Below are 11778 nucleotides of genomic sequence, written 5' to 3'. Positions count from 1 at the left end.
ACAGGCAGGCCGGGGATTCCCTCTTTACACCGGGCTCACGATGCAATGCGCGAGCCCTCCCGTTTCGGGAACCTTGGTACAGGCAGGCCGGGGATTCCCTCTTTTATTGCTCTCGGAGATGGATCTCCAGCCGCCAGCGGTCATCGACCTTGCTACCGGCCCAGTCGCCCTGCAGGGGTCGGGCCGCCACCACCGTCAGCAACAATCCCCCATCACTCAATCGCGTTCGCCAGTTCACGTCCTTGCCGTTGAGCTTGAGCTGACCTTTCTGTGCACGGCCTTCAGCCTCGAACAACAGCGCGACACTGCCGTCGACCAACTCGCCGTGGGTTTTGGGCTCGTTGTTGAACCAAACCACCAGTCCATCATTGGTCACCTCGACCTGCTGCAAAACGCTGGGGTCGGGCGCAGTCAGACGACCGATCATCAGGCCCACCATCACCCCGACAATCGCCAGTGACCCCATCACCCGCAGGAATAGTTTCGAACGGGGATCGGCTTGCGGCGTAGAATGCTGCTCATCTTTACCTTCGGAGCCGTGCATGTTTCACGTCATCCTTTTCCAACCAGAAATTCCGCCGAATACCGGCAACGTTATCAGGCTGTGCGCCAACAGTGGCTGCCACCTGCATTTGATCGAACCGCTGGGCTTCGAGATGGACGACAAGCGCCTGCGCCGGGCGGGCCTCGATTACCATGAGTATGCCACCCTGCAACGCCACGCAGACCTCGCCAGCTGTCTGGAAAGCCTCGGCCACCCTCGGCTGTTCGCCTTTACCACCAAGGGTTCGCGACCGTTCCATGATGCCAGCTTCGCCGAGGGCGATGCCTTCCTGTTCGGCCCGGAAAGCCGTGGCTTGCCAGCCGAAGTGCTCGACGCCCTGCCCGGCGAACAACGCCTGCGCCTGCCCATGCGCGAAGGCTGTCGCAGCCTGAACCTGTCCAACACCGTGGCCATCGCGGTGTACGAAGCCTGGCGTCAGCTCGGGTTCAAGTAACCTCACGATCCGACGACAGGTTTCGTTTGCTCCATGAAAAAAGCGCCTTTGAAGGCGCTTTTTTCATGGAGCAAACGAAGCTTCTTTTACTGGACAGTCGGAGTTTCGCCAGCCGCCTGCATGCGTTGCAGCTCTTGTGCGTACAGCGCGTCGAAGTTCACCGGGGCCAGCATCAGGGCCGGGAACGAACCGCGGGTCACCAGGCTGTCCAGGGTTTCGCGAGCGTACGGGAACAGGATGTTCGGGCAGAACGCGCCCAGGGTGTGGCTCATCGAAGCCGCGTCCAGGTTCTTGATCAGGAAGATCCCGGCTTGTTGCACTTCAGCGATGAACGCCACTTCTTCACCGTTTTTCACGGTGACCGACAGGGTCAGCACGACTTCGTGGAAGTCGCCTTCCAGCGCCTTCTGACGGGTGTTCAGATCCAGACCGACGCTCGGCTCCCACTGCTGGCGGAAGATTGCCGGGCTTTTCGGGGCTTCGAAGGACAAGTCACGTACGTAGATGCGCTGCAAGGAGAATTGCGGTGCGTTTTCTTCTTCGCTAGCTGCAGTGTTCTGTTGGTCAGTCATCTCAGATCCTTTCTGATCTCGGGTCTTATAGGGTTAGCTATTTCTAAGTAACGCAGTCAGGCCTTGAGCATGGCGTCGAGCTTGCCGGCGCGCTCCAGGGCAAACAAATCATCACAGCCGCCAACGTGGGTGTTGCCGATCCAGATCTGCGGCACGGACGTTCGCCCGGCCTTCTGAGCCATCGCGGCACGCACCTGCGGCTTGCCATCGACCTTGATCTCTTCGAAGGCCACGCCTTTGTTCTCGAGCAGGTACTTGGCTCGCGAGCAATAAGGGCAGTAATCGCTGGAATAGACGACGACGTTGTTCATATCACTTCACCAGCGGCAGATTATCGGCTTTCCAGCTGGAAATACCGCCAGACAGCTTGGCAGCGGTGAAACCGGCTTTCACCAGTTCACGGGCATGAGTACCGGCGGTCTGGCCCATGGCGTCGACCAGGATAATGGTCTTGGCCTTGTGCTTTTCCAGTTCGCCGACGCGAGTGGCCAGTTTGTCCTGAGGAATATTCAACGCGCCAACGATGTGACCGGCGGCGAAATCCTTGGTCGGACGAATGTCGACCACCACGCCTGCGTCCTTGTTGACCAGCCCGGTCAGTTCACCGGTGCTCAGGCTGCGGCCACCGCCTTGCATCTGATAGGCCAATAGCAGGGCCGCCAGTACAACGAAGATACCCACGAGAATGTAGTGGTTGGTGGCGAATTGAATCAGGTGATCAACCATCGAAGGAGGTTCCAGGGCGTTAAAATGTCGGCCAGTATACACAGCCACTATGGTGGGCCAAACCCCGTCCGGCGGTGACGTGGCCGGAACTTCGCTTTAAACTGCCACTCCCTTTTCCATCGCCCTCTTTTAATTCAGCCACGAGTGGAATCCATGACTACCACGCCTAAACCTTTGGTCCTGATTATTCTCGACGGCTTCGGTCACAGTGAGAGCCCTGAATCCAACGCCATCTATGCGGCGAAGAAGCCCGTACTGGACCGTCTGTGGGCCACCGTGCCGAACGGCCTGATCTCGGGCAGCGGCATGGACGTCGGCTTGCCGGACGGCCAGATGGGCAACTCCGAAGTCGGCCACATGAACCTCGGCGCCGGCCGGGTGGTGTATCAGGACTTCACTCGCGTGACCAAAGCGATCCGCGACGGCGAGTTCTTCGAGAACCCGACCATCTGCGCCGCGGTGGATAAAGCCGTCGCTGCCGGCAAAGCCGTGCACTTCATGGGTCTGCTGTCCGATGGCGGCGTTCACAGCCACCAGGACCACCTGATCGCCATGGCTGAGCTGGCCTTCAAGCGCGGCGCCGAAAAAATCTACCTGCACGCCTTCCTCGACGGCCGCGACACGCCGCCGAAAAGCGCCCAGTCGTCGATCGAATTGCTGGATGCAACCTTCGAAGCCCTCGGCAAAGGCCGGATCGCCAGCATCATTGGCCGTTATTACGCCATGGACCGTGACAACCGTTGGGATCGCGTGTCCCAGGCCTACAACCTGATCGTCGATGGCGCCAGCGAATTCAATGCCGCCACCGCCCAGGAAGGCCTGCAAGCCGCGTACGAACGTGGCGAGAGCGACGAATTCGTCAAAGCCACCAGCATCGGTGAGCCGGTGAAGGTCGAAGATGGCGACGCCGTGGTCTTCATGAACTTCCGCGCCGACCGTGCCCGCGAACTGACCCGCGTGTTCGTCGAAGACGATTTCAAGGAATTCGAACGTGCTCGCCAGCCAAAACTGGCCGGTTTCGTCATGCTGACCCAATACGCCGCCAGCATCCCCGCGCCGTCGGCTTTCGCTGCAGGTAGCCTGGAAAACGTACTGGGCGATTACCTGGCGAAAAACGGCAAGACACAGCTGCGCATCGCCGAAACCGAGAAGTATGCCCACGTGACCTTCTTCTTCTCCGGCGGCCGCGAAGAACCGTTCCCGGGCGAAGAACGCATCCTGATCCCGTCGCCGAAAGTCGCCACCTATGACTTGCAGCCCGAGATGAGTGCCCCGGAAGTCACCGACCGCATCGTCGATGCCATTGAAAACCAGCGTTACGACGTGATCGTGGTCAACTATGCCAACGGCGACATGGTCGGCCACAGCGGTGTATTCGAGGCGGCGGTGAAAGCTGTGGAATGCCTGGACACCTGCGTCGGCCGTATCGTCACGGCACTGGAAAAAGTCGGCGGCGAAGCCCTGATTACCGCCGACCATGGCAATGTCGAGCAAATGTCCGACGCCTCCACCGGCCAGGCCCACACCGCCCACACCACCGAGCCGGTGCCGTTCATCTATGTCGGCAAGCGTGACTTGAAGGTTCGCGAAGGCGGCGTGCTGGCCGACGTGGCGCCGACCATGCTGAAGTTGCTGGGGCTTGAGAAGCCTGTGGAAATGACCGGGACTTCGATTCTGGTGTAATCCGCTTCTTCAAAAATACCGCCAAACCCTGTGGGAGCGGGCTTGCCCGCGATAGCGATCTGACAGCCAACCGCTATGTTGAATGTCAGGACGTCATCGCGGGCAAGCCCGCTCCCACATTGGTTTTCAGTGTTTTTCACTCCAGTTATCACACAGTCCCAATTGGGCGTTTTTTTTGCAGCGTGGGGCGGGCATACTAGGCCGTCCCTTTCCCTGGTGTCGCCCGCCTCTATGCTTCGCGTCCTGATAGCCCTCGCTCTGACATGCCTGCTCCAACCGGCCTTTGCCGACGAGCGCACGCAAACCCAACAACAGTTGGACGCCACGCGTCAGGACATTGCCGAACTGAAAAAGCTGCTGGGCAAGCTGCAGGAAGAAAAATCCGGGGTGCAGAAAGACCTCAAAGGCACCGAAACCGAGATGGGCAAGCTCGAGAAGCAGGTCGATGCGCTGCAAAAAGAGCTGAAGAAAAGCGAATCCGAGCTCCAGCGACTCGATGCCGAGAAAAAAAAACTCCAGAGCGCGCGCATTGACCAGCAACGACTGATCGCCATCCAGGCCCGCGCGGCCTATCAGAATGGGCGCCAGGAGTACCTGAAACTGCTGCTCAACCAGCAGAACCCGGAAAAATTCGCCCGCACCCTCACCTATTACGACTACCTGAGCCAGGCCCGCCTGGAGCAGCTGAAGAATTTCAACGAAACCCTGCGCCAACTGGCCAATGTCGAAAAAGACATCTCGATGCAGCAAGCGCAATTGCTGGTGCAGAAAAGCAGCCTCGACAGCCAGCGCGACGAACTCGACAAGGTCCGCAAGGAGCGCCAGCAAGTCCTGGCCAAGCTCAACGACGACGTGAAAGCTCGAGACCAGAAACTGGCCGCCCGCGAGCAGGATCAGGCAGACCTGTCTAAAGTCCTTAAAACCATTGAAGAAACCCTGGCCCGCCAGGCCCGTGAGGCAGAAGAAGCGCGGCAAAAAGCGCTGATCGCCCAGCAGGAAGCCGAAAAAAAGCGGTTACGTGAGGCTCAGGCAGCAGCAGACGCCACCGATGCCCCACGCAAACCCGTCAAATCGACGCCCGGCGCCCTGGTTTCAAGTTCAGGCGAGACCTTTGGCGGCCCCTTTGCTTCCACCCGCGGCAAACTTCCATGGCCGGTTGATGGTCGACTGCTGGCGCGCTTCGGTGAAACCCGTGGCGACGATGCCCGAACCAAATGGGACGGCGTGATGATCAGCGCCTCCGCCGGCAGCCAGGTGCATGCCGTGCACGGCGGTCGCGTGGTGTTTGCCGACTGGCTGCGTGGGGCCGGGCTGCTGGTGATTCTCGACCACGGCAATGGTTTTTTGAGTCTTTACGGTCACAACCAGACGCTGCTCAAGTCTGCGGGTGACGTGGTAAAAGCCGGTGAATCCATCTCCACTGTCGGTAACAGTGGCGGGCAGGACACACCAGCACTGTATTTCGCTATTCGTCAGCAGGGTCACCCGAGTGACCCGGCGCAATGGTGCCGCGCGCAAGGATAGGCGTTGAGTCACCTACATTAGGAGTTCGTTCGACATGCTGCATTTGTCCCGCCTTACCTCGCTGGCCCTGACGATCGCCCTGGTGATCGGCGCGCCTCTGGCGTTTGCCGCTCAACCGGCCCCGGCGGTCGCGCCTGCCGGCACTGCTGCGACCACCAAGGCGCCATTGCCGCTGGACGAGTTGCGCACCTTTGCCGAAGTCATGGATCGGATCAAGGCAGCCTATGTAGAACCGGTAGACGACAAGACCCTGCTGGAAAACGCCATCAAAGGCATGCTCAGCAACCTCGACCCGCACTCCGCCTACCTGGGCCCGGAAGACTTCGCTGAATTGCAGGAAAGCACCAGCGGCGAATTCGGCGGCCTGGGCATCGAAGTCGGCGCGGAAGACGGTTTCATCAAAGTGGTTTCGCCTATCGATGACACCCCGGCCTCCAAGGCTGGCATCCAGGCCGGCGACTTCATCGTCAAGATCAACGGCCAGCCGACTCGCGGCCAAAGCATGACCGAAGCCGTGGACAAGATGCGCGGCAAGATCGGCCAGAAGATCACCCTGACCCTGGTCCGCGACGGCGGCACTCCGTTCGACGTGACCCTGGTCCGCGCCACCATCCAGGTGAAAAGCGTCAAGAGCCAGCTGCTGGAATCCGGCTACGGCTACATCCGCATCACCCAGTTCCAGGTCAAGACCGGCGAAGAGGTCTCCAAGGCCTTGGCCAAGCTGCGCAAGGACAACGGCAAGAAGCTCAGCGGCATCGTCCTCGACCTGCGTAACAACCCGGGCGGCGTGCTGCAATCGGCGGTGGAAGTGGTCGACCACTTCATCACCAAGGGCCTGATCGTCTACACCAAGGGCCGCATCGCCAACTCTGAACTGCGCTTCTCCGCCACCGGCAAGGACGAAAGCGAAGCCGTGCCAATGGTCGTGCTGATCAACGGCGGCAGCGCCTCGGCCTCGGAAATTGTCGCCGGCGCCCTGCAGGATCAGAAACGTGCGGTGGTCATGGGCACCACCAGTTTCGGCAAAGGCTCGGTCCAGACCGTGTTGCCGCTGAACAACGATCGCGCACTGAAAATCACCACGGCGCTGTATTACACGCCGAACGGCCGCTCGATTCAGGCTCAGGGCATCGTCCCGGACATCGAAGTGCGCAAGGCCAAGATCACCAACGAGCAGGACGGCGATTACTTCAAGGAAGCCGATCTGCAAGGTCACTTGGGCAATGGCAACGGCGGCGCCGACAAACCGAGCGGTTCGGGCGGCAAAGCCAAGGCCATGCCGCAGGATGACGATTACCAGTTGGCCCAGGCCCTGAGCCTGCTCAAAGGGCTGAGCATCACCCGCGGCCACTGAGATGCGCCTGCGGTTACTACTCGGTCTGCTGTGCAGTCTGGCGGGAGTTGCTCACGCAGCACCTGCCACGACAGCGACCACACCTCACAAGGCTTATCTGAGCCTGATCATCGATGACCTGGGGCAGAACCTGCCCCGGGATCGCCGCGTGCTGGCCCTGCCCGGCCCGGTCACCACGGCAATCATGCCCGATACACCCCACGCCACCGAATTCGCCCGCGAAGCCCATCGCGCCGGCAAGACTGTCATTCTGCATATGCCCATGGACCCGGCCACCGGACCATTCGCCTGGCATCCCGAGTTGCCCATCGAAGAACTTGAAAAGCGCCTGAACGCCGCATTCAACATGGTGCCCTATACCGCCGGCATCAATAACCACATGGGTAGCCGCATGACCGCTCAGCAACCGGCCATGGCCTGGCTGATGGCGGACTTGCAGCGTCGGCACAAATTCTTCGTCGACAGCCGCACCAGTGCGCAAACCGTGGCCGCCGCCGAGGCGCAGAAGATTGGCTTGGCAAGTGTTTCGCGGGACGTGTTTCTGGATGACGAGCCCACCGAAACGGCGATCTTCACGCAGCTACAGACGGCGATCAGCCTGGCGCGCAAGCAGGGTTCGGCGGTGATGATCGGGCATCCGTATCCGCAGACTCTGGCGGTGCTGGAGCGTGAGTTGCCCAAGCTCAAGGCACAGGGAATTGACTGGATCGACATCAAATTGATGATCAGCGTGCGCGGCAATCGTGCGACGGCTGCTCATGGCAAGGATGGCGTCTACCGCTGACTTGCCGCACCTCCCACAGTGTTTTGCGTAAGCTACGAGGTTCGGTGTTGGGATTTAGAGATACCGCGCCATGATGTCGTCCACCACACCTTCCTTGCGCAACTGATCCAGCGCGGCTTGCAGCTTGGCGACAGTCTCATCCGGCACGTCCTTGTTCAGCGCCAGGTACAGCTCGGCGCTGTTGAAGCGCAGTACGGTCTTGAGCCCGGTTACCCCGTCCAGCCGCGCCAGGTAACGTCCCGCCGGATCACCCGTAGCCCACAGATCGATCTGACCGTTAGCCAGCTTCTTCGCATTGTCCTGGTCGCGCAGCACCACAATCGGCTTCAGCCCTTGCTTGGCCAAAGTCTCGGCAATCGCATCGCCTTTGTAGGCACCAATTGTGTACTTACGCGCCTCATCCAGCGATTCCAGGGTGATCTTGCTATCAGCCTTGGCCAGCATGATCCAGTCGTCCGGGCCTATAGGGCCGACCCACTTGAAGAGATTCTCGCGGTCCGGCAGCCGCGCCATTACGAACACGCCATAACCGGGCTTTTCCAGAGCGAGTTTGTAGATTCGCTCCCAAGGGAAACGCAGCGTCAGGCTGTAGGGGATGTCAGCGCGCTTGAACATCTCGCGGACGATGTCCACGGCGATGCCATTGATGTTCTCGTCCTGGGCGAAGTTCTTGCCGTTCTTCGCCATGTTGTACGGGGGGAAGTTTTCCGTCAGCAATACCAGGCCGGTGTCGGGACCTTCTTCGGCGCGAGCCCCGTTGATGAGCAACAGAGAAGCGCTGGCGAGGACAAGAAGAAGACGTTTAAGCATGTCGGGCGACCGAAATCCATGGCGTGCCCAAGAGTGCCTTGAGCCCGCCATGCTGTCTACTGGCCTTTTGATAACGGCCTTATCTGCATCATTAAAATAATGGGTATCACAGTCACTGTGGTAGATAGTTACCACCCTCCATCCAGCCTCACCTGATTAATTGCAAATACCCGGCCACAGGCCGTTTCTTCAATTAATCAGAGGCACCCTTCAATGAATTCGATCCCCATACTTCTTGCCAGTGCATTGTGCTCACTGTGTACACTCAGTTTTGCGAACAACAGCGATTATGGCGAAGGCCTGCAGAACCTGACCCCTTCCAAAATCCTTGAAAATACCGACGGCTCCCGCGACCACTGGCAAGGTATCGGGCGCCTGGAGATCAATGACGGGAGCTGTACCGCGGCCCTTCTGGATACACGCGATGAAATAGAGTTGCCGGAAACGCCCGCTTACGTACTTACTGCGGGACACTGCATTGAATTGACCAATGGCAACATCGTGACCGACAGCCCGGTCAGCGGCACCATCACATTCAATTATTTCACCGACACCTCCAAGTTCAAGGCCTATCCGCTGAAGACAACGATATGGCGGAGCATGCAAGGCGTTGATATGGCCATAGTTGAATTGGATGTCAGCCTTCAAAAGCTCATTGCGGATGGCATACAACCGTTGAAACTGGCGAGTGAGACACCAACGAATGGCACCGATGTCTTGATCGTGGGGGCGCCAACAGGTTTCGACCAAATCACATTGCGCATGGCGGCTTGTACTTTGCAGCCCACCCAGGACCTTGTTGAAGGTCCATGGGTGTGGCGGAACACCTTTATGACTCGCTGCAAGGACATTCGAGGCGGCAGCTCCGGAAGCCCCGTGCTGGATCGCTATTCAAACGAGATCGTAGGGGTAGTGGGAACAGGAAATTTCGAGGTTGATGTTGTCCCATGCCGCGATCATGCGCCCTGCACGCGCGTTGGAAATGACTATGTGGCGGTACACGAAAATGTGTATGGCAACCCCACGGCGCTTCTCAACGGGTGTTTCTCACAAGGCCGTATCGCTCCAAATCCGCCATCGTCCTGCCAACTCTACCCGGCTTTTACCGTTGACGATGGCGCAGCCGAGCTGGACAGATACAAGAGAGTTAAACAGCTCAATAATGGTTCCATAATCATCCCGACCTGGAACTATCGATTTTCGATCAGTACTCCCTTCTACCGTCATAAAACCGTTTCCTCCGCAATGAAATGCGAGGAAACCGAAAATTACAGCGATCCAATAAGCTCAACAGATGCACAAATCAATTCTGAGATAGGTACGAAACCTGGATTCTATTTTCTATGCATTTTAGGTCTGGAATCAGCTGAACAGCACGCCTCAAGAGGCCTCTTGAAAAACGCGTTGTCTTTACCCGTAGAGATATTGGATAACACACCAACCGCGCAGGCCAACTTGTCCTTTGAAAGCAACGTGTTTGTAACACTGGCGAAAGCAGAAGAGCCGTATCGGACCTACTCCATCAAGTTTGGTCCTGTAGAAACAACGGACTGTCATCAACCCGAAAAATACATTGAAGACATGACAATGGACTTCTTTATTCCGAGCGAGAAACTTCCGGGAAAGCTTTGCGTCATTGCCTACGACAAATCGGGACAGGCGTCCGAACCGAGGATCGACTTACTGAGCCCGGTAACTGGAACTCATAAGGCTGCGTCATCCAACGCTCAAGTTGCCCCATAACATCGGCCCGGAGCGTTTTCTCCGGGCCGCGGGCCTTCATCGCATCACGATTCCGCGATGGGCCATGTAGGCCTTGGCTTCCTGAACGGTGTATTCGCCGAAGTGGAAAATACTCGCCGCCAATACCGCACTGGCGTGGCCTTCGAGAATACCGTCGGCCAAATGCTGCAGGTTGCCGACGCCACCTGAGGCGATCACCGGAATCCCCAGCGCATCGCTGATAGCTCGGGTGACGCCCAGGTCGAAACCGTTTTTCATGCCGTCCTGGTCCATGCTGGTCAGCAGGATTTCGCCGGCACCGAGGCCTTCCATTTTCTTCGCCCACTCAACGGCGTCGAGGCCGGTTGGCTTGCGACCACCGTGGGTGAAGATTTCCCAGCGCGGGGGTTCGCCCGGGCCGGAAACTTTCTTGGCGTCGATCGCGACGACAATGCACTGCGAGCCGAAATGCTGCGCCGCTTCGCCGACGAATTCCGGGTTGAACACTGCAGCGGTGTTGATCGAGACCTTGTCCGCACCGGCGTTCAGCAGATTGCGAATGTCCTGCACGGTACGCACGCCGCCGCCCACGGTCAGCGGGATGAACACCTGGCTGGCCATGCGCTCGACGGTGTGCAGCGTGGTGTCGCGGCCGTCGACGCTGGCAGTGATGTCGAGAAAGGTAATCTCGTCAGCACCCTGCTCGTCGTAGCGACGGGCGATTTCCACCGGGTCGCCGGCGTCGCGAATGTTCTCGAACTTGACGCCCTTGACCACCCGGCCGTTATCCACGTCCAGGCAAGGGATGATGCGTTTGGCCAGCGCCATGGTGAGTCCTCAGCCTTTGTACGAATCGCAGAAAGCTTGCGCTTCAGCGACATCGAGGGTGCCTTCGTAGATCGCCCGGCCGGTGATGGCGCCGATGATGCCTGGTGCCTTGGCGTCGAGCAGCGACTTGATGTCACCCAGATTGTGGATACCGCCGGATGCAATGACCGGGATCTTCGTCGCCGCAGCCAGAGCTGCGGTGTAAGAGACGTTGCAGCCCTGCATCATGCCGTCTTTGGCGATGTCGGTATAAACGATCGCGGACACGCCGTCGGCTTCGAATTGCCTGGCCAGGTCGATGACCTGCACGGTGCTGATTTCAGCCCAGCCGTCGGTGGCGACAAAACCGTCTTTGGCATCGAGGCCGACAATCACCTTGCCCGGGAACGCGCGGCAGGCTTCGGCGACGAAAGCCGGATCTTTCACGGCCTTGGTGCCGATGATCACGTAGCTCACACCCGCTTTCACGTAGTGTTCGATGGTTTCCAGGGAACGGATACCGCCGCCGATCTGAATCGGCAGGTTCGGGTAGCGCTTGGCGATGGCGGTGACCACTTCGCCGTTGACCGGCTGGCCTTCGAACGCACCGTTCAGGTCGACCAGATGCAGACGACGGCAACCGCCCTCCACCCACTTGGCAGCCATGCTCACCGGGTCATCGGAGAACACTGTGGAATCTTCCATGCGGCCCTGGCGCAGACGAACACAGGCACCGTCTTTGAGATCGATAGCGGGAATAATCAGCATCTGGCAAACCTTCAAATTCGAGTGTTCAGC

At 59.0% G+C, this 11778-nt stretch carries 13 protein-coding genes; 6 read left to right on the top strand and 7 right to left on the bottom strand.

The genetic code is table 11. From position 1 onward, the window contains the following. Window positions 1-103: 103 nt before the first annotated feature. The gene (locus tag LOY28_RS01590; RefSeq protein ID WP_018929203.1) at window positions 104-544 is read right to left on the bottom strand and encodes a hypothetical protein; all 441 of its coding nucleotides are present in this window, start codon (window positions 542-544) and stop codon (window positions 104-106) included. Here LOY28_RS01590 and trmL point away from each other — a divergent pair. Beyond that, window positions 543-998 carry a tRNA (uridine(34)/cytosine(34)/5-carboxymethylaminomethyluridine(34)-2'-O)-methyltransferase TrmL gene (gene trmL / locus LOY28_RS01585; RefSeq protein WP_007939438.1) on the top strand — a complete coding sequence of 152 codons (456 nt, stop codon included), beginning with the start codon at window positions 543-545 and terminating at the stop codon, window positions 996-998. The genes LOY28_RS01590 and trmL overlap by 2 nt on opposite strands. Before the next feature lie 86 nt (window positions 999-1084). Here trmL and secB read toward each other — a convergent pair whose 3' ends face one another. Genes secB through LOY28_RS01570 form a run of 3 tightly spaced genes read right to left on the bottom strand, consistent with a single transcriptional unit; the run spans window position 1085 to window position 2296 of the window. Next, on the bottom strand, window positions 1085-1570 hold the full coding sequence (secB, locus tag LOY28_RS01580; RefSeq protein WP_007939439.1) for a protein-export chaperone SecB: 486 nt from the start codon (window positions 1568-1570) through the stop codon (window positions 1085-1087). Between the two features lie 56 nt (window positions 1571-1626). After that, entirely contained in the window at window positions 1627-1881 is a 255-nt protein-coding gene (gene grxC, locus LOY28_RS01575; RefSeq protein ID WP_018929204.1) for a glutaredoxin 3, read from the bottom strand. A 1-nt stretch (window position 1882) separates the two neighbouring features. Continuing rightward, complete coding sequence (locus tag LOY28_RS01570; protein WP_064615884.1) at window positions 1883-2296, bottom strand: rhodanese-like domain-containing protein; 414 nt, start codon at window positions 2294-2296, stop codon at window positions 1883-1885. A 153-nt stretch (window positions 2297-2449) separates the two neighbouring features. On the opposite strand from LOY28_RS01570, the gene gpmI reads away from it, so the two are divergent. The 4 genes from gpmI (at window position 2450) to LOY28_RS01550 (ending at window position 7641) form a co-directional block, all read left to right on the top strand. After that, window positions 2450-3979, top strand: coding sequence for a 2,3-bisphosphoglycerate-independent phosphoglycerate mutase (gene gpmI, locus LOY28_RS01565; RefSeq protein ID WP_258612974.1), 1530 nt, complete (start codon window positions 2450-2452; stop codon window positions 3977-3979). A gap of 231 nt (window positions 3980-4210) precedes the next feature. After that, window positions 4211-5503: a murein hydrolase activator EnvC gene (locus LOY28_RS01560; protein WP_018929207.1), complete on the top strand. Its 1293-nt coding sequence runs from the start codon at window positions 4211-4213 to the stop codon at window positions 5501-5503. 34 nt (window positions 5504-5537) lie between these two features. Continuing rightward, a complete protein-coding gene (locus LOY28_RS01555; protein WP_086944138.1) occupies window positions 5538-6857 on the top strand; it encodes a S41 family peptidase in 1320 nt (439 codons plus the stop codon). A 1-nt stretch (window position 6858) separates the two neighbouring features. Next, on the top strand, window positions 6859-7641 hold the full coding sequence (locus tag LOY28_RS01550) for a divergent polysaccharide deacetylase family protein (RefSeq protein WP_018929209.1): 783 nt from the start codon (window positions 6859-6861) through the stop codon (window positions 7639-7641). A gap of 54 nt (window positions 7642-7695) precedes the next feature. Here LOY28_RS01550 and LOY28_RS01545 read toward each other — a convergent pair whose 3' ends face one another. Then, window positions 7696-8451, bottom strand: coding sequence for an ABC transporter substrate-binding protein (locus LOY28_RS01545; protein WP_018929210.1), 756 nt, complete (start codon window positions 8449-8451; stop codon window positions 7696-7698). 213 nt (window positions 8452-8664) lie between these two features. On the opposite strand from LOY28_RS01545, the gene LOY28_RS01540 reads away from it, so the two are divergent. Next, on the top strand, window positions 8665-10194 hold the full coding sequence (locus LOY28_RS01540) for a serine protease (RefSeq protein ID WP_258612973.1): 1530 nt from the start codon (window positions 8665-8667) through the stop codon (window positions 10192-10194). A gap of 36 nt (window positions 10195-10230) precedes the next feature. Here the strand turns inward: LOY28_RS01540 and hisF are convergent, their stop codons facing one another. Together hisF and hisA are read right to left on the bottom strand one after the other, a co-directional pair. Then, complete coding sequence (gene hisF / locus LOY28_RS01535) at window positions 10231-11001, bottom strand: imidazole glycerol phosphate synthase subunit HisF (RefSeq protein ID WP_018929212.1); 771 nt, start codon at window positions 10999-11001, stop codon at window positions 10231-10233. Between the two features lie 9 nt (window positions 11002-11010). Next, window positions 11011-11748, bottom strand: coding sequence for a 1-(5-phosphoribosyl)-5-[(5-phosphoribosylamino)methylideneamino]imidazole-4-carboxamide isomerase (gene hisA, locus LOY28_RS01530; protein ID WP_007939449.1), 738 nt, complete (start codon window positions 11746-11748; stop codon window positions 11011-11013). Between the last annotated feature and the right edge of the window lie 30 nt (window positions 11749-11778).

It is taken from the genome of Pseudomonas sp. B21-017, from assembly GCF_024749245.1.
Taxonomy (GTDB): domain Bacteria; phylum Pseudomonadota; class Gammaproteobacteria; order Pseudomonadales; family Pseudomonadaceae; genus Aquipseudomonas.
Note: the sequence above shows the minus strand (reverse complement) of the source record. Positions and strands in the feature narration are given on the sequence as shown.